The following is an 18,931-nucleotide window of genomic DNA, read 5'->3' as shown; positions in this document are numbered from 1 at the left end:
GGAGGGCTGAACGTCAACCCTCTTTATCCTGGAGTGGGGTCAATCAAAACTATGGCATAGGCCATAAGAGCTTTGGGCCATCCCGTCAGTCGACCAGACGCCAGCGCAGCGTTTCGCCCGCATGGAAGGGAACAAGGCTGATCCCCCCTTCCGTCAGCGCATCCGGTACGACCACATCCTCGCGGCTCAGCGTCACCGTGCCATCATTCAGCCGCAGGCCATAGAAATTGGGGCCATGCTCCGACGCGAAGCCCTCGAAATTAGCAAGCGCACCTTCTTCTTCGAACACCTGGAGATAGCTTTCCAGAGCGAAGGGCGCGTTGAAAATGCCGGCGCAGCCGCAGGCCGATTCCTTGCGACCGATCGCATGCGGCGCGCTGTCGGTGCCCAGGAAGAATTTGGGCGATCCCGACACTGCCGCCTTGCGCACCGCCAGCCGATGCTGCTCCCGCTTGGCGACCGGCAGGCAATAGGCATGGGGCCGGATGCCGCCGTCGAAAATCGCGTTGCGATTGATGATGACATGCTGCGGCGTAATAGTCGCCCCGATCAGCGGCCCGCTCGCTTCCACGAAATCGACTGCCTCCGCAGTGGTGATATGCTCCAGCACGATCTTGAGCGCCGGGTAATCGCGTACCAGCGGCGTCAGGATGCGATCGATGAAGACTGCCTCGCGATCGAAGATGTCGACATCGCGGTCCGTCACCTCGCCATGGATCAGCAACGGCATGCCGATCTGCTGCATGGTGTCCAACAGACTGGACAGGCGACGAATGTCGGTGACGCCATGAGCGGAATTGGTGGTGGCATGGGCCGGATAGAGTTTGCAGGCGGCAAAGACGCCCTGCGCGTAACCGCGCGCAATTTCCATCGGATCGGCGTCGTCCGTCAGGTAGCAGACCATCAGCGGCGTGAAATCCGTGCCCGCTGGCAGCGCCGCCACGATCCGGTCGCGATAGGCCAGCGCCGCATCGACGCTGATGACCGGGGGCGTCAGGTTCGGCATGACGATCGCGCGGGCGAACTGGCACGCCGTGTGATGGACGACGGCGTTCAGCATATCGCCATCGCGCAGATGGACGTGCCAGTCGTCGGGGCGGCGGATTGTGATCTGGTCTGTCATGCGGCCGCTCTAGCCGATCGGATATCGGCTCGCCAAGCCCATCTTGTCGGTTCGCCACATCGCCGGTGAAGGGCCTTTATACCGCCCCTTGATCGCGCCTTGAATTCGATATAATTATGATATCATAATTTACAGAGGATCGAGTCCATGTCCCTGCTTCAGGCCACGCGAGAGCGGCGCATCGCCACCCTGAGCGGTTACGCCATGCTGCTGGTCCCGCCGCTCTGCGTCGTCGGCGGGTTGGTCGCCATCGGTCTGCTCGGTACCGGGCATGAGGCGATCGGCACCTTGCTGCTTCTGCTGTCCATCTCGCTGTTCATTCTGACGCTCGCTGGCTTCTATCTGATCCAGCCGAACCAGGCGGCGGCGATCCTGCTGTTCGGCGATTATAAGGGCACCGATCGCACGCCGGGCCTGCGTTGGGTGCTGCCCTGGCTGACCCGGCAGAAGATCAGCGTGCGCGTCCACAACGTCACCTCCGAAAAGCTCAAGATCAACGACAAGCGCGGCAACCCGGTGGAAATCGCGTCCAACGTCGTCTGGCGCGTCACCGATACGGCGCAGGCGCTGTTCGATGTCGATGACTATAAGGCGTTCGTCGAAATCCAGATCGAAAGCGCGGTGCGGGCGATCGGATCGCGCTATCCCTATGATGATTTCGAACATGAGGAAAAAACGCTGCGTGGCGACGGCGCCCATGTCGCCGACGAATTGCAGGCCGAATTGCAGGACCGCGTCGCGCTCGCCGGCGTCACCGTGGACGAATGTCGCCTGACCCATCTCGCCTATGCGCCGGAAATTGCGCAGGCGATGCTGCGCCGCCAGCAGGCCGAAGCCGTCATCGCCGCCCGCACCCGGCTGGTCGAAGGCGCGGTGACGATGGTCGAATTGGCGCTGGACCAGTTGTCGGCCAAGAATGTGGTCGAACTGGACGACGAGCGCCGTGCCGCCATGGTCAGCAACCTGATGGTGGTGCTGTGCGGCGAGCGGGATACCCAGCCGGTGGTCAATACAGGCACCCTCTACCAATAGGCGCGGATCGTGGCGAAGGACGATATCGCCCCGCGCAAGGCTTTTCCCCTGCGGCTAGACCCGGCGCTGTACGAGGCGCTGGAACGCTGCGCCGCGGCCGAATTTCGCAGCGTCAATGCGCAGATCGAAATGCTGCTGCGCGAAGGGCTAAAGCGCCGGGGCGTGACGTTGTCGGACCCCGGCAAGCGGCGACGCGGACGTCCGCCCAGGGAGGATTGATATGCCGTATCTGCAACTCGGCCCTGGTCCAGATCATCGGGTCACCCCATCCGAACCAGATTGACGACAACTCCATATATTTCAGAATGTTACCAAAATCTGCCACCTGAACAAATATCATTTCACATTTCAGAATATTTCATATATACGGACAATTGCCAGTCGATCATCGGACAATGCCTATAATCGGGACGACTGAAACACAGGAAGGGAGGATGGATTCGCTACGACAAGGCGAAATAAATACACCTGTTCATTATTTATATAAAAACTATCAAGCCATGATCATCGCGATCATGTCTGTCGCACATTATAAAATGCTCCGCTTCAGCAAGTCATTATTTCACAAATAGCGTTGAGCCTGTTCTTCTGACCGTCGCAATTCAGTCAAAATAAAACGGCAGAATTTTAACTATATTGTATCATAAGCATACAAATGGGGAGGATATAATGGCAAATAATCAACTCTTGTTGGGAACGAGCCTGACCGTGCTGGCCTGCCTTGCCGCAGCGCCGGCCAGTTGGGCACAGGAACAGGCCGGCACGGCACCCGCTGCGGCGGACATCATCGTCACCGCCCAGTTCAAGTCGCAGAAATTACAGGATACGCCACTTGCCATCACGGCAGTGACGGGCGAAGCGCTGGAAGCGCGCGGCCAGACCAATATTTCCGAAGTCGCGGCGCAGACGCCCAACGTCACGCTCGCGCCGCAAAACGGCTATCTTGGCCCCGGCATCATCGCCTTCATCCGCGGCGTCGGCCAGTCCGATCCCAATTTCGCGCTCGAACCGGGCGTGGGCATGTATATTGACGATGTCTATCTGCCGACGCTGACCGGATCGTTGCTGGACCTGATGGACCTCGACCGGGTGGAAATCCTGCGCGGCCCGCAGGGGACGCTGGCCGGCCGCAACTCGCTTGGCGGGTCGATCAAGCTTTATTCGGTCAAGCCCAAGGGCGACGGCAGCGGCATGCTGGAGGCAACCTACGGCAGCTATAACCGCATCGACATGCGTGGCTATATCGACCTGAAGCTGGCCGAAAACCTGTTCCTGCGCGTCTCGGGCGCCAGCAAGAACCGGGACGGCTACGTCAAACGGCTGGACTATGCGCTGACCCATCCGGGGTCCAACGTGCCGACGCAGGCGACCGATGCAAACCCCGAACTGGGTACACTGGGCGGGCAGAGCTTCATCGCGACCAAGGCGGCTTTGCGCTGGCTGCCCACGGACAATGTCGAAATCAACGTATCGGCCGACTATACCCGTCAGCGCGACGAGGCCGGCGCCAGCGTACTAATCTTCGCCAACAAGGCCGGCACCTTCCCCGGTCCCAGCGCGACCGGCGGCCCGCGCCCCTGGCTGGCTGGCGTCAATGGCGCGCCGGTGGCGCTCAACTGCGCTTTCGTCGCGTTCGGCGTCAACAGCTGCGACACGCCGCCGTCGGGCTACAACAAGAAGTTCATCAGCTACGCCACCTTCACCGACAATGCGACGCGCGACGGACAGATGGCCTATAAGCCGCTGTCGCTCGACCCGCATTCGGACCTCGACAATTATGGTTTCGCCGGCACGATCGACTGGACCATCAGCGACGGACTGGCGCTGAAGTCGATTACATCCTACCGCCATTATGAGGCCGACTGGTCCTTCGCCGAAGGCGCGCCGGTCCAGTCCTCCATGTTCGAACAGCAGCAGACCAACACCCAGTGGAGCCAGGAATTGCGGCTGAGCGGCACCGCGCTCGACCGCCGGCTCGACTATACGGTGGGCGGCTTCTATTTCGATACCAAGGGCAAGTTCACCGGCCGCATTGACTTGAACTATGCCGGCATAGACTTCCTCCATGGCCCCGATCCAACGCCTGCGAAGAACAAGGCGCTGTTCGCCAATGTCAGCTTCAAACCGGTCGATGCGCTGACGCTGACGGGCGGCATCCGATCGTCCTGGGACGAAAAGGATTATGGCTATGTCCGCCGCAATCCTGACGGCACGGCCATTCAGGGACCATGCGAATTCTTCCTGGGCGCGCCGACAGCCGGGCCGACCGGCGTGGGTAATTCGCCCAACTGTCTGCTCTTCGGCCTCAATGGCCTGGGCGCGCATTTCAAGTCGCAGCGGACCGACTGGCGCGTTGCAGCCGACTATCGCTTCTCGCCGGCCTTCATGGTCTATGCTCAGGTATCGACCGGCTATCGCGCGGGCGGCGTCAATCCCCGCCCCTTCTACCCCAGTCAGGTGCGGCCCTTCTCGCCGGAAACCATCACCGCCTATGAAGCGGGCTTCAAATCCGACCTGTTCAATCGCATGCTGCGCTTCAACGTCTCAGCCTTCTTCAACGATTACAAGAATATCATCCTGACCGTGTTCAACTGCCCGACCGATGCCGGGACGGAAGGCACGCCCTGCCTTCAGCCCACCAATGTCGGGTCGGCGGACGTCAAGGGCATCGAGTTCGAAACCATGTTCCGGCCGACCAGCCGTCTCAGCTTCGATGGATCGCTCAGCTATCTAGACTTCAAATATACCTCGCTCGGCAGCGCCAATACTGGTGTCACCATGGACATGGTACCGCCCTTCACCCCCAAGTGGAAGTGGAATGCCGGCGCGCAATATGATGTGCCGGACGTGCTGGGCGGGGAACTCAGCTTCCGCCTCGACGGCAGCTACCAGTCGCATATCTATGTCGACGCGATCAACACGGATGCCACCACCGTGTCGACCACCGATGCCGGTGCGGGCGGCGGGCCGCTGCCGACATTGGTGGCGACCAGCCGGATCGACGGCTATTTCCTGGCCAATGGCCGTGTCACCTGGCGTAGCGGGGACGATGGCTGGAGCGCCTCGCTCGAAGTCCGCAACCTGACCGACAAATATTATTTCACCTCGATGAACACCAATTTCAGTTCGGTGGGCGTGCTGTCCGGCGCGCCGGGCCTGCCGCGCACCTGGGCGGTGACGCTCAAGAAGCAGTTCTGATCGGCCAACAGGCGGCGCGGCTTTCCCCGCGCCGCCCTTTCTTCACGAGGTTCCCATGATCCGCTTGTCCCTGCGCCTGCTTGCGCCACTACTACTGGCCGGCGTTGCCATGCCGGTACCCGCTGCCAATCCGACCGACATACCCGCCGATCCCGTCATCCAGATGCGCGAACATTGGCTGGATGCCGACATCAACGCCTTCAATTTCCGCCATTCGGCCGACATGTTCGAGACTCGCGCGGTGCCTCATGGCAATGCCGTCCGCGCTCTACCCGATGGCCAGCCCATCACCCCGCCCGCCTTTCAGCAGGACGGCGTCACCCGCAGCTATGATAAATGGGCGCGCCGCACCTATACCAATGCCATCATCGTGATGCGCGATGGCAAGGTCGTGTTCGAGGAGTATCGCAACCGGTCCCGCCCGGCCGATCGCTTCATCTCCTTTTCCATGGCGAAGTCGATCACCTCGCTGCTGATCGGTATCGCGCTCGATCAGGGCAAGATCGCCTCGCTTGACGATCCGGCCGGCAAATATGTCCCCGAACTGCGCAAGGGCGCCTATGGCGACGTGACGATCCGCCAGCTGCTTCAGATGCGATCCGGCGTCGACTATGACGAACGCTATGACTTTGGCGAGAAGCCCAGCGTCGCCGCGCTCATCCATCGCCACGCCATCGTGCTGAACGAAGAGCGCTTCGCCGATCGCGCCAAGACCATCGCCCGCGCGGCAAAACCCGGCAGCCGCTTCAACTATGCAACGCTCGACACTGCCGTGCTCGGCTGGGTGCTGGAACGGGCCACCGGCCAGTCGCTCGCCGCCTTCACCGCCACAAACCTGTGGCAACCCGCCGGCATGGAAGGCGACGCCTTCTGGATCGCCGACGGGCCAGAGGGCAAGGGGCGAGAACTGTCGGGCATGGGCTTCAACGCCACGCTGCGCGACTATGCCCGGCTAGGCCAGTTGATGCTGGACGATGGCCTGCGCGACGGGAAGCCGGTTCTGCCGCGCGGCTGGATGAAACAGGCGACCAGCATGATTCCCTTCGCCCAGCCCACCCCCTTTGGCGGGCGCGGCTATGGCTTCCAGTTCTGGCAGCTGGACGACCAGCCGGGCGCCTATACCGCGCTCGGCCTCGCGGGACAGTTCATCTATATCCACCCGCAAAGCCGCACGGTCATCGTAAAGCTCAGCCACTATCCGCTGCCCGAACCGCCCCATGTGATGGGGGAGACGCTGGCCTATTTCCACCAGTTGGTGAGCGTGACGCCCTGACCGGCGCATCCGCCCTTGTGCAAGGGCGCGCAAAAGCCGATGCGGGCGCGTCATTCCCCGTCGAGGACAAGGCGTCGCAGCATGGACATGGAACATCACAGGATCGCGGTCGGAGAGGATGGGGTTTCCGCCATCTTCATCCGGCCGGTCGGGGCCACGGCGCTGTTCCTGTTCGCCCATGGCGCCGGGGCGGGCATGACCCATCCGACCATCACCGCCAATGCGCTGGGGCTCGCGGCACGGGGTATCGCAACCCTGCGCTACCAGTTCCTCTATATGGAAAAAGGCAGCAAGCGCCCCGACCAGCCCGTGCTTGCCCATAAGGTTGTGCGCGCCGCCGCCGCCCATGCCGCGGCGCTGGCACCCGACCTGCCGCTCTTTGCCGGCGGCCGGTCCTTTGGCGGCCGCATGACATCGCAGGCGCAGGCGGACACGCCCTTGCCCGGCGTACGCGGCCTTGCCTTCCTCGGTTTCCCGCTACACCCGGCGGGCAAGCCCGGCGTCGATCGCGCTGCCCATCTGCAACAGATCCGCGTGCCGATGCTCTTCCTCTCCGGGACGCGGGACGCGCTGGCCGATATCGAGCTGCTCCGCACGACGGCGGCCACCCTCGGCCGTCGCGCCACTCTTCATCTGGTCGATCAGGCCGACCACAGCTTCAAGGTCGCAAAGAAGAGCGGCCGGACCCCGACCGACGTCGAAACCGAACTGCTGGACAGGGCCGCCAACTGGATGCAACGCGCGGTCGCGCCTATTTCGTAATTGAATTTGCGAACTATTATCATATATGCCATGGGCATCCGCATCACCGCGCCGGAGCCTCCATGCTTGTTCCTTTCCTCATCATGCTGCGCGAAGGCATTGAGGCTGCACTGATCGTCGGCATCGTTGCCAGCTATCTGCACCATGCCCAGCGCCGCGACCTGATGCCCGCCATCTGGGTCGGCGTGCTGCTGGCCAGCGCGCTTTCGCTGTTCGTGGGCGCCGGCCTTCAGATGGTCGCCGCCGAATTCCCTCAGAAGCAGCAGGAATTTTTCGAAGGGATCGTCGGGCTGGTCGCGGTCGTGATGCTGACCTGCATGGTCTTCTGGATGCGCCGCGCCGCGCGGTCGATCAAGGGCGAACTGCATGCCAATATCGACCGCGCGCTGGCTCGCGAAAGCGGCCCGGCCTGGGCGCTCATCAGCATGGTCTTCCTGGCGGTCGCGCGCGAAGGACTGGAATCCGTCTTCTTCCTCCTCGCCATTTTCCAGCAGAGCCTCGGATGGGAAGCCCCCGTGGGCGCACTGGCCGGCATCGCCCTTTCGGTAGTCGTCGGCATCGGCCTGTTCAGGGGCGGCATCCACCTCGACCTGCGCCGCTTCTTCCGCTTCACCGGTGTCTTCATCCTGTTGGTGGCGGCGGGCCTGCTGGCCGGCGTCCTGCGCAAATTCCATGAAGCGGGCGTCTGGAACGGGCTTCAGACCGTGGTGGTCGACCTGTCCGAAACCCTGCCGATGGACGGACCGCTGGGCGCGATCCTGTCCGGCCTGCTCGGCTATCAGGCTGTGCCGGTGCTGGGCGAACTGATCGTCTATGCCGTCTTCCTTGCCGTCAGCCTCTTCCTCTTCTTCCGTCCCGCGCCCACCGTCGCGGCCATTTCTGCCAAGGCCCATTGATGACCAGCCCCGCTTCCCCGCGCGCCATGCGCCTTGCTCTCATCGCCTCCGCGCTGCTCGTGCTGCTCGGCCTCTTCGCCTTCTGGTTCGCCTCCAACCGCGCCAAAGCACCGGGTGCGAGCGGCGACCATGCCGTGACCGTCACTATCAAGGGCAAGGTCTGCGACCCCAACGACATCACAGTCCCGGCGGGCAGGACCGTCTTCACCATCGTCAACGCCACCGATCGCGCGCTGGAATGGGAGATATTGGACGGCGTCATGGTCGTGGACGAGCGCGAGAATATCGCGCCCGGCCTGCAACAGGTGATGACGGTGAAGCTGGCGCCCGGCGATTATGAGATCACCTGCGGCCTGCTCAACAACCCGCGCGGAAAGCTGCATGTCACGCCCTCGGCGGAATCAGATGCGGAGGCCGCGCGCCCCTCGCTGGTCGCCTATGTCGGCCTGCTGGCGGAATATCAGGTGACGTTGCTGACCGAAGCGGAGACGCTGGACAGCGCCGCGCAGGCACTGGTGGCCGCGATCAAGGCCGGCCAGCGCGATGAGGCCCTGAAACTCTATTCCGCCGCCCATCAATCCTATGTCCGCCTGGAATCCGCCGCGCAACTGTTCGGCGATCTCGACGCTCGGCTGAACGCCCGCGCCGACTATTATGAAAAGAAGGACGCCGACCCCGGCTTCATGGGCTTCCGCCGGATCGCACGGACGCTGGCGGGCCACGGCGCTATGTCATCGCTGGTTCCAACCGGCGACCGGCTGCTTGCCGACATCGCCACGCTCAAGGAACGACTGGCTACGCTGGAACTCAAGCCCGAACAGCTGGCCGACCTGCCCGCAAAGCAATTGGCGCGCCTGTCCGACTCTCTGGCCGCTGCCGGCGACGACAGCCCCGCCGATGTGCAAGCTGCGCTTGAGGCCGCCAGCAAGTCCGCCGGACTGCTTTCGTCCCTGCTGGCCAAGGCCAATCCCGCCCTGGACAAGGCGATCAAGGCCGATCTCGCCACCCTCGAAACCAGCCTCGCGCCATCGCGCACCGCCGCCGCTTTCGACACGGCGCAGCGCAAGGCGGTGGCTGCCGCGCTCGCCCGCCTCGCCGACGATCTGGGCAAGGTCAACGCCGCGCTGGGCCTCGCCTGATGCAGCCAGCCTCTCCTGCACGCCGCCGCCTGCTCGGCGCAGGCCTTGGCGCCATCGCTGCCATGCCCGCTGCCGCACTCGCCCGCCCGGATACCGCACAGGGCGATCAGGTCGCAGACGCCCCGAAGAGCGAGCATACTGGCGAACGCATTCCCTATCATGGCCCCTATCAGGCCGGCATCACGACGCCACGCCCCAGCGCCGGCATGATCGCCAGCTTCTTCGTCCTCGCCGAAACGCTTGACGATCTGGAACGGCTCTTCCGCACCCTGACTGAACGCATCGCCTTCCTCACCGTTGGCGGGCGCCAGCCGGATATCGACCCGAAGCTCCCACCGGTCGGATCGGGCATATTGGGGCCGGACGTGCAGCCCGACGCGCTCACCATCACCGTGTCGGTCGGCCCCGCGCTCTTCAACGACGATCTTGGCCTCACCCGCCTCAAGCCGCGCCAACTCACCGCGATGCAGGCCCATCCCAATGACGCGCTCGACGCCGCGCTCTGCCATGGCGACCTGTCGATCCAGTTTTGCGCCAACACGCCCGACACCAATATCCACGCCCTGCGCGATATCATCAAGACTTTGCCCGACCTGCTGGTGATGCATTGGAAACAGGAGGGCAGCGTGCCGCCCATTCCCGCCAAACCAAGCCAGCCGGCGGAAAGCGCGCGCAATTTCCTGGGCTTTCGCGACGGGTCGGCCAATCCCGATTCCAATGATGCCGCGCTGATGAGCCGGCTGGTGTGGGTGCGCCCCGGCCAAGGGGAGCCTGACTGGGCCACCGGCGGCAGCTATCAAGCGGTGCGCATCATCCGCAATTTCGTCGAACGCTGGGACCGCACGCCTCTTGGCGAGCAGGAAGCCATCATGGGCCGGCTGAAGGCCAGCGGCGCGCCCATGGATGGCGGCCCGACCGAACATGACGTGCCGAACTATAGCCGCGACCCGGCCGGCGAGCGCACGCCACTCGACGCACATATCCGCCTCGCCAACCCGCGCACGGCGCAGAGCGACGCCAATCTCATCCTGCGCCGTCCATTCAACTATTCCAATGGCGTGACCAAGTCCGGCCAGTTGGAAATGGGCCTGCTCTTCATCTGCTATCAGGCCGATCTGGAAGCCGGCTTCCTGACCGTCCAGCGCCGGCTCGATGGCGAGCCGCTGGAGGAATATATCAAGCCGATCGGTGGCGGATTCTTCTTCACCCTGCCCGGCATCAGCGACGATCGCGACTGGATCGGCCGATCCCTGATCGCCGCCGCCCGCGCAGCCTGATTTCCCTTTCCCGACAGGAGGATAATATGATCGACCTCACGCGCCGCACCCTGCTGGGCCTGCTGGCAGCCACGCCGCTGGTCCCTTCGGCCGCGCTGGCGCAAAACCGACCCAATCAGGGCGCGCCTTCGCCGCTGCAACTGGTCGGCCCGATCGCCCAGTATAAAATCTATGTGACCCAGAATGTGCGCCAGTTCGTCACCGACACCCGCGCGTTCGTCGCTGCGGTCAAGGCCGGCAAGATCGCCGAGGCGCAGCGCCTCTACGCCCCCACCCGCACCAGCTATGAGAAGATAGAGCCGGTCGCCGAACTGTTCAGCGATCTGGACGCCGCCATCGACAGCCGCGCCGACGATCATGAAAAGGCGGAAAAAGACCCGCGCTTCGGCGGCTTCCATCGGATCGAATATGCGCTGTGGGTGGAAAAGAGCACCCGCAATGTCGGCCGCACCGCCGACAAGCTGATGGCCGACGTGCTGGCACTCCAGACCCGCCTCACCAAATTGACCTTCCCGCCCGAAAAGGTCGTCGGTGGCGCCGCCGTGCTGATGGAAGAAGTCGCCGCGACCAAGATTTCGGGCGAGGAGAATCGGTACAGCCGCACCGACCTGTATGATTTCCAGGCCAATTTCGAGGGCGCTTACAAGATCGTCACGCTGCTGCGTCCGCTGGTGGAGCGCCGCGACCGCGCCTTTGCCGCCAAGACGGAAGCGAATTTCAGGACGGTGTTCGACACGCTGGCCAAATATCGCGCGCCCGGTGGCGGCTTCGTCTCCTATGTGAAGCTGACCGAACGCGACCGCAAACTGCTCGCCGGCAAGGTCCATGTACTGGCGGAGGATCTATCCCGCCTGCGCGGCATGCTGGGCCTGAACTGATCATGTCAGATGCGCTGGCAGCCATCAGGCCGCCAGCGCAACGGAGCACAGCTATTCCGCCGCCTGCGCCATGCCGGGCACAGCGCCTGTGCGCGCCAGGTCGGAAGGCGCGAAATCATCCACGGCGATCACGTCGGCCACCGCCCGATCCGCCGCCTCCAACTGCGCCAGTTCGGCTTCCGTGATCAGGCCGCGCGCCTTGGCGTCCTGCCAGTCCTTAACCCCCGCCTTGCGAAGCCGGTCGTGGATAGGCTGGGTATCGACCATCAGGCGGAAAGCTTCGGTCAGGCGCGCGACCGGCTCCTCCGGCCCGCCGATGAAAATGGCATCGACCAGCCGATCGCGCGCAGAATTGGGTTCCAATATGATCTGCGCGCATTTGCGAATGATGCGGTCCGATGGCCCGTGCCGGCGCCGGCCGAAGGGCAGGATGAACAGCCGCAGCATCCATCCTACCGGTCGCGCCGGGAAATTGGCGATGACCTCGGCAAAGCGCTGTTCGATCGTGGCAAAACCGCTCTCCATGCACCAGGCCAGAAGCGGGAAGTCGGCATCCTGCCGCCCCTCATCCTCCCAGCGCTTGAGCGCCCCGGACAGGAGGTAGAGTTCGGACAATATGTCGCCCAGTCGCCCCGACAGCAATTCGCGCCGCTTGAGCTCGCCCCCCAGCGTCAGGAAGGCGATGTCGGACAGGAAGGCGAAGCCTGCGGCATAACGGCTCATCTGCCGGTAAAAGCGGGTCGCCCGGCCAGCCTTGGGCGCCGGCGCGAACAGACCCCCGCTCCAACTACGCGCAAACGCACGGATCGCCGTCTTCAGCGCATGGCCCACATGCTTCCACAGGACAGCGTCGAAATCCACCAGTGCCTGTGCGTGATCGCCCTCGCCCGCGGCCCGTATCTCCTGCAACAGGAACGGGTGCGACCGGATCGCGCCCTGACCAAAGACCATGAGGCTGCGCGTCAGGATATTCGCTCCCTCGACCGTGATGCCGACCGGGATGGCGCGATACTGGTTGCCCAGATAATTGTTCGGCCCCTCGATCACGGCCTTACCGCCATGCACGTCCATTGCATCGTTGATGGCCACACGCATCCGTTCCGTCGCGTGCAGTTTCAGGATCGAGGAGATGACCGCCGGATGATGGCCCTGATCCAGCCCCGCGCATGTGAGCCGTCGCGCGCCGTCCAGCAGATAGGCGTTGGCGGCGATCCGGGCCAACCGCTCCTGTATCCCCTCGAACCGGCCGATCGGCAGGTTGAACTGCGACCGCACCCGCGCATAGGCGCCACTCGTATGGGCGGCAAAGGCGGCCGCTGCGGCCGACAGCGACGGCAGGGATATGCTCCGCCCCGCCGCCAGCGCGCTCATCAGCATCTTCCACCCCTGCCCCGCCCGCTCAGGCCCGCCGATGATATGATCCAGCGGCACGAACACGTCATGGCCTTCATTGGGGCCATTCTGGAAACTCTGCATGGACGGAATATGCCGCCGTCCGATCGACACGCCCGGCAGGTCCGTCGGCACCAGCGCGACGGTGATACCGATATCCTCCTGCTCGCCCAGCAGATGGTCGGGATCGCGCAGCTTGAACGCCAGCCCCAGGATTGTGGCGACCGGCCCCAGCGTGATATAGCGCTTGCGCCAGTTCAGCCGGATGCCCAGCACCTCGCGCCCCTGCCACTCGCCCTTGCCTATGACGCCCTCGTCGGTCATCGCCGCAGCGTCCGATCCCGCTTCCGGGCTGGTCAAGCCGAAGGCGGGAATTTCACGCCCGTCCGCTAGCCGTGGCAGCCAATGCGCCTGCTGCGCTTTCGTCCCGAAGCGCAAGATCAGTTCGCCCGGCCCCAACGAATTGGGGACCATCGCCGTGACGGCCGCCGAAACGGAGCGCGTCGCGATCTTCCGCACGATCTCGCTATGGGCGAAATTGGAAAAGCCAAGGCCGCCATGCGCCTTGGGAATGATGATGCCGAAGAATTTCTCTGCCTTGAGATAATCCCATGCCGCCTGCGGCAAGTCGTGCGTTTCCCAGGTCATGCGCCAGTCGTCGATCATCGCGCACAGCATATCGACCGGGCCATCCATGAAGGACTGTTCCTCGGCCGTCAGGGTGGCTGGCGGCACCGCCAGCAGGCGCGACCAGTCCGGATCGCCGGTGAACAGGTCCGCATCCCACCAGCTGTCACCGGCATCGATCGCCTCGCTCTCCGTAACGGAAAGGCGCGGCAGGCTTGATTGGACAAGGGACAGAATCGGGCGGGTCAGTATCTCTCGGCGTGCGTTGGCAAGCATGATCATCATCCTCTCATGATGGGTATCAACGCCGCTGCGGACCGCATGATCCCAACGTCCTGCCTGCTCCGTCCGCTTCTGCCTTGTGGCGCATGAACTGTGTCAAAACATTGCCAATTTTGTTGCATTTGCAAATCAGTTTCATTAATGGCGCGTCCGCATATCAATAATCATTGCGCTGCGCGCACCACGTTTGCTGGGGGCAACATGACTTTCTCGACGAAAAACCTCTTCCGCCATTCCGTACCGTTCACTCTGGCGATGGCACTGCTTGGCACCGCGCAGGCCCATGCGCAGGCGCCGGCCGATGAGGCGGACGAGGATTCGATCATCGTCACCGGCGTGACCCAGACGAACGGATTGACCCTGTCTTCGCGTGAGACGCCACAGTCGGTCACCGTGCTCGACAGCCTGCGCATGCAGGAACAGGGCCTGGACGATATCGCCTCGGTCATGGAGCAGATTGTCGGCATCCAGTCCAACCGGACCAGTTCGCTCGGCACCGACGGCACCAACTATACCGCGCGCGGTGTCGAGGTGAAAAACTATCTGGTCGACGGCGTCGCCCGGCCGACCAACATCTACGGCTTTACCGAAGATACCGCCGATCTCGTCGCCTATGAACGGGTGGAGGTCATTCGCGGATCGGCCGGCATGATGACCGGCACCGGTAATCCGTCGGCGGCGATCAACATGATCCGCAAGCGGCCGGGCACCGACCTGCGCGCCAGCATGTCGGCACGGGTGGGATCATGGGACAATTACCGGATCGAAGGCGATGTCGGCGGCGCGCTGACGTCCGACCAGCGCATCCGCGCGCGCGTCGCGGGCGCCTGGCAGGATAATGACAGCTTCATCGACCGCGAACATGCCAAGCGTCAGGCGCTCTATGGCGTGATCGAGGCGGACCTGACCCCTAACACGCTGCTGACCGCCGGCATCGAATATCAGAATTTCCGCAACACCGGCGCGTCGCGCGGCGGTCTGCCGCTCTATTACACCGACGGCACCGAAACCCACTTTGCGCGGTCGACCAACAGCGGCGCCAACTGGTCAGACTTCAGCCGCAAGAGCACCAATATCTTCGCCTCGATCGCCCATGATTTCGACCAGAACTGGCATCTGCAAGTCGATGCCGAGCACAAGTCCGGCTCCTATGACGAAAGCATCGGCTATTTCTTCGGCACCGCGATCGACAAGGTCACCGGCCTGGGCGGCACCTTCTATGCGACCCGCTGGGCCTCCGACCTCACGCTCGACGCCGTCTATGCCAATCTGCGCGGCAGTTTCCAGGCCTTGGGTCAGGACCAGCATATCGCCCTGACGCTCAGCCACGCCCGCTTCGACGATGATCAGACGCCCTATCCCGGCTGGTGGAATGGCGGCGACTATATGAAGCCGATCAATGCGCTGGAATTCTTCAAGACCGGCAATGCGACCAAACCTGACCTGACCGCGACCGGCGACCTGGCCGGCAATCGTATCCAGACCACCGCCGCCGCCGGCGTCGCCCGCCTGAAGCCGATCGCACCGCTGTCCATCATCCTGGGCAGCCGCCTGACCTGGTGGAAGCAGGACAGCTATGCCCAGGGTACCACCGGCCCCCGGACCTGGACGGCCGGCACCCATGAAAAGGCGGTGCTGACCCCCTATGCCGGCATGGTGCTGGACTTCAACAAGGCGATTTCCGCTTATGTCAGCTATGCCAGCGTGTTCGAACCGCAGACGGCGCGCACCGTCGATGGTGACCTGATCGCACCGCTGGAAGGCAATACTTATGAAGCCGGCCTGAAGGCCGACTTCTTCGACGGCCGTCTGGCCGCCAGCGCTGCCGTCTTCCGCATGAAGCAGGACAATTATGCCATGGCCGATGGCGACGGCATCTTCGCCCCTGACGGCAGCACCGCCTATCATGCGGTGTCGGGCATGAAATCCTCCGGCTTCGAACTGGAGGTGAATGGCGAGATCCTGCCCGGCTGGCGCCTGTCGGGTGGATTCGCCAATGCCCGGTCGGAGGATCGCGACGGCGTGCGGCAATTGCCGCAGGTGCCCAAGGACAGCTTCAAGATGTTCACCACCTATCGCCTGCCCGGCAAGCTGGACGGGCTGACGGTCGGCGCCAATCTGCTGTGGCAGGGCAAGACCCGCGCCCAATATGGCGGCCCGAACGGCGTCATCTATGTTCAGGACGCTCTGGCGACAGTCGACCTGATGGCGCAATATCGCTTCTCGGAGCATCTGACGCTGGCCGCGCATCTGGATAATGTGTTCGACAAGACCTATTATTCCGGCCTGTCGACCGGCAGCGCGCGCTATGCGACGCCCCGTAACCTGATGGTCACCCTGCGCGGCACCCTCTGAAGTCAAGATAGGCGGGGTAAACAGCCCCGCCTCCTATTATCCCGGCATCGCAAACATATCCCGTTTGACTGACGCTATTCCCCAAATGTCGGACAAATCCTGTCACCATTCGCATTTGTCGTTGCACATCGTATACTTTCGTTCAAAGCAGGTCTTCCAGCAAAGACAGGCAGTTGTTCGCAGCAAGCATGAACCGACGAACCCATAATGGCAGGCTGATCGGCTGCACTATGCTGCTGCTGACAGGCGGCGAGGCGATGGCCCATGACGCAAAGCCGGCGCCGGCCGACCCGATCGTGGTCAATGGCCGGCGCCAGATCGGTGAGACGCAACCGCTGCGCCATTTCGACGCGGAAGAGCTGCGGGCGATGGGCATCACCAGCATCAAGGATATGATGCAGCGACTGGGCGCGCAGCTGAAGGGCGCGGATGGCGCCAACCCCGTCTTTGCCATCAACGGACGCCGGCCGCTGGATGACGAAGAAGTCCAGAGCCTGCCGTTCGATGCGATCCAGTCCTTCGACCTGCTGCCGCAGGAGGCCGCGTCCGCCATGGGCTACCCTCCCAACCAGCCGGTCATGAACTTCACCACCAAGGCGAAATTTCAGGGCTTCGAGGCGATGGCCAATGGCCAGACCAGCACGGATGGCGGCGGCGGCACCGGGGATGGGCGCTTTGCCATGACCCGCCTGCGCGGTAAGAAACGCCTCACCTTGACCGCCACCCTGTTGCAGCAGAGCGAATTGCGACAGGATCGACGGTCGATCCGTCCCGATCCCAGCCTGCCCTATGACCGGATCGGCAATGTGACCGGCGCGGACGGCGGCGAGATTGATCCGCAACTCAGCGCGCTGGCGGGCAGCCCCGTGACCATCGCCGCCGTCCCGCTCGATCCCGATGCGCGGCAAACGCTAGCCGCCTATCTGCCCGGCGCCAACCAGCCCCATGTCACCGATCCGGGCGCCTATCGCAACCTCCAGCCGCGCCAGAGCACGATGAAGATCGCCGGCTTCTTCAGCCAGCCGATCAGCGACCGGACCACAGCCGCGCTCAGCCTCTCGATCGAGCGGCAGCGCAGCTGGGCGCTTCAGGGGCTGGGCACGGCGTCCCTCCTCGTCCCCGCCGGCAACAGCTCTTCGCCCTTTGCCAGCGACATCTTGCTCAACCGCTATCTGGATGAGGTGCCGGCGCTGACGCAGAATGGCAGCATCTGGACGCTGCATGCCGGGCTGGGCCTGATCGGTGGTTTCAGCGGATGGAACTGGTCGCTCAGGCTCAACCATGATCGCAAGCGCAGCCAGACCGACAGCGATCTCGGCTTCGACATGGCCAATGTGCAGGATGCGATCCTGCTGGGCGGCGATGCCTTCTCGCCCTTCTCCGCCGGACAGATCGGCGCAGCGATCCGCGACCGCGCCCGCTCGACCATCACGACGAACGATGCCCAGTTGATCCTCAACGGCCAGTTCCTGACCTTGCCGGCCGGGCCGGTCGCGGTGACGACGACGTTCAACGCGCAACGCTCCAGCAGCGACAGCCTGTCGCGCGCCTTCCCCGACGCCAATGTCGTCCTCGGGCGCAGCCAGGGTGGCAGCAGCCTCGCGGCAACCATCCCCATCGCCTCGGCTGCGGACAATGTCCTGCCCTTCCTCGGCCGGCTTTCGGTCGACCTGTCGGGCGGCGTCAACGCGGTCAGCCGCTATGGCCCGCTCTACACCGCCCATGCCAGTCTGGTCTGGACGCCGGTGAAGCGGGTGCAATTGCTGGCCACGCTCAAGCGGGCGGAAACGGCGCCGACACTGGATCAACTGGGCGCCCCGCGCATCGCCACGCCGAACATGCCCTTCGTCGACCTTGTGTCGGGGGAAAGCCTGTTCGTCACATCCGTCTATGGCGGCAATCCCGACCTGTCGCCCGAACGGCGGCGGACGCTGACGCTGACCGCCAATATCCAGCCGCTGCGGACCGATGCCTTCCGCGCCAGCCTCATCTACGAGGATGCGACAATCCATGACCAGTCGGCGACCATATCGGTCCTGACGCCGGCGATCGCGGCGGCCTTCCCCGATCGGTTCCTGCGCGATGCCGCGGGGCAACTCACCACCGTCGACCTGCGCCCGGTCAATCTGTATCGCGAACGGCAACGGACGGTGAAGGCGACCCTGTCCTTTTCCGGCGAGGTCGGTTCCAAGCCGGAAAAACCGCCGGAAGGCCAGCCGCCCAGCATGACCTATCTCTATGCGTCGCTGACGCCAGCCCTGCGGCTGGAGGATCGCCTGTCGCTCAGCCCCGGCACGACCCCGCTCGACCTGCTGGACGGCGACAATATCGTGGCGAGCGGTGGCCGTCCCCGTTGGGATGTGCAGGGGGACATGGGCCTGTACCGCAACGGCATCGGCATGTTCGTGCAATCCGTCTGGCATTCGGGCAGCCGTGCGCGCAGCATGATCGACACGGCGGACCTGCGCTTCGCCAGTCTCGGCACCACCTCTGTCACCGTCTATGCCGACATGGAAAGACTGCTGCCCAAGGCGGGGTGGGCGAAGAAGCTGATGATCGACGCCAGCATCCGTAATATCGCCAATGCCCGGCCCGCCGTCCGCGACCGGCTGGGCGATACGCCGATCAGCCAGCAACCCGCCTATCTCGACCCGCTGGGCCGTGTCGTCAGCCTGCGCCTGTTCAAGCGTTTCTGAA

13 protein-coding genes are annotated in these 18,931 nt (G+C 63.7%); 11 read left to right on the top strand and 2 right to left on the bottom strand.

What is annotated here, in order from left to right; all coding sequences use genetic code 11:
- Positions 1–85 precede the first annotated feature (85 nt).
- Positions 86–1,123 carry a dihydroorotase gene (gene pyrC / locus RQH62_RS06340; protein ID WP_311267900.1) on the bottom strand — a complete coding sequence of 346 codons (1,038 nt, stop codon included), beginning with the start codon at positions 1,121–1,123 and terminating at the stop codon, positions 86–88.
- Between the two features lie 147 nt (positions 1,124–1,270).
- Here pyrC and RQH62_RS06335 point away from each other — a divergent pair, with 147 nt between their 5' ends.
- The 9 genes from RQH62_RS06335 (at position 1,271) to efeO (RQH62_RS06295) (ending at position 11,578) form a co-directional block, all read left to right on the top strand.
- Positions 1,271–2,155: an SPFH domain-containing protein gene (locus tag RQH62_RS06335; RefSeq protein WP_311267899.1), complete on the top strand. Its 885-nt coding sequence runs from the start codon at positions 1,271–1,273 to the stop codon at positions 2,153–2,155.
- 9 nt (positions 2,156–2,164) lie between these two features.
- Complete coding sequence (locus RQH62_RS06330; protein WP_311267898.1) at positions 2,165–2,374, top strand: toxin-antitoxin system HicB family antitoxin; 210 nt, start codon at positions 2,165–2,167, stop codon at positions 2,372–2,374.
- Between the two features lie 450 nt (positions 2,375–2,824).
- On the top strand, positions 2,825–5,353 hold the full coding sequence (locus RQH62_RS06325; protein WP_311267897.1) for a TonB-dependent receptor: 2,529 nt from the start codon (positions 2,825–2,827) through the stop codon (positions 5,351–5,353).
- A 55-nt stretch (positions 5,354–5,408) separates the two neighbouring features.
- Positions 5,409–6,626 (top strand): serine hydrolase, encoded by a 1,218-nt coding sequence (locus RQH62_RS06320; protein WP_311267896.1) that lies wholly within the window; start codon positions 5,409–5,411, stop codon positions 6,624–6,626.
- A gap of 81 nt (positions 6,627–6,707) precedes the next feature.
- Positions 6,708–7,388 carry an alpha/beta family hydrolase gene (locus RQH62_RS06315; RefSeq protein WP_311267895.1) on the top strand — a complete coding sequence of 227 codons (681 nt, stop codon included), beginning with the start codon at positions 6,708–6,710 and terminating at the stop codon, positions 7,386–7,388.
- A 62-nt stretch (positions 7,389–7,450) separates the two neighbouring features.
- Positions 7,451–8,284: an iron uptake transporter permease EfeU gene (gene efeU, locus RQH62_RS06310; protein ID WP_311267894.1), complete on the top strand. Its 834-nt coding sequence runs from the start codon at positions 7,451–7,453 to the stop codon at positions 8,282–8,284.
- Positions 8,284–9,423 carry an iron uptake system protein EfeO gene (efeO, locus tag RQH62_RS06305; protein WP_311267893.1) on the top strand — a complete coding sequence of 380 codons (1,140 nt, stop codon included), beginning with the start codon at positions 8,284–8,286 and terminating at the stop codon, positions 9,421–9,423. The genes efeU and efeO (RQH62_RS06305) overlap by 1 nt, the downstream gene beginning before the upstream one ends.
- Positions 9,423–10,700: an iron uptake transporter deferrochelatase/peroxidase subunit gene (gene efeB, locus RQH62_RS06300; RefSeq protein WP_311267892.1), complete on the top strand. Its 1,278-nt coding sequence runs from the start codon at positions 9,423–9,425 to the stop codon at positions 10,698–10,700. The genes efeO (RQH62_RS06305) and efeB overlap by 1 nt, the downstream gene beginning before the upstream one ends.
- 26 nt (positions 10,701–10,726) lie before the next feature.
- Positions 10,727–11,578, top strand: coding sequence for an iron uptake system protein EfeO (gene efeO / locus RQH62_RS06295; protein ID WP_311267891.1), 852 nt, complete (start codon positions 10,727–10,729; stop codon positions 11,576–11,578).
- A gap of 51 nt (positions 11,579–11,629) precedes the next feature.
- Here the strand turns inward: efeO (RQH62_RS06295) and RQH62_RS06290 are convergent, their stop codons facing one another.
- Positions 11,630–13,873 carry an acyl-CoA dehydrogenase gene (locus tag RQH62_RS06290; protein ID WP_311267890.1) on the bottom strand — a complete coding sequence of 748 codons (2,244 nt, stop codon included), beginning with the start codon at positions 13,871–13,873 and terminating at the stop codon, positions 11,630–11,632.
- A gap of 207 nt (positions 13,874–14,080) precedes the next feature.
- Here RQH62_RS06290 and RQH62_RS06285 point away from each other — a divergent pair, with 207 nt between their 5' ends.
- Positions 14,081–16,234, top strand: a complete 2,154-nt coding sequence (locus RQH62_RS06285; RefSeq protein WP_311267889.1) for a TonB-dependent siderophore receptor — start codon at positions 14,081–14,083, stop codon at positions 16,232–16,234.
- A 188-nt stretch (positions 16,235–16,422) separates the two neighbouring features.
- Complete coding sequence (locus RQH62_RS06280) at positions 16,423–18,930, top strand: TonB-dependent receptor domain-containing protein (RefSeq protein ID WP_311267888.1); 2,508 nt, start codon at positions 16,423–16,425, stop codon at positions 18,928–18,930.
- The last annotated feature ends 1 nt before the right edge of the window (position 18,931 follow it).

The organism is Sphingobium sp. WCS2017Hpa-17 (assembly GCF_031843765.1).
Taxonomy (GTDB): Bacteria; Pseudomonadota; Alphaproteobacteria; order Sphingomonadales; family Sphingomonadaceae; genus Sphingobium.
Note: the sequence above shows the minus strand (reverse complement) of the source record. Positions and strands in the feature narration are given on the sequence as shown.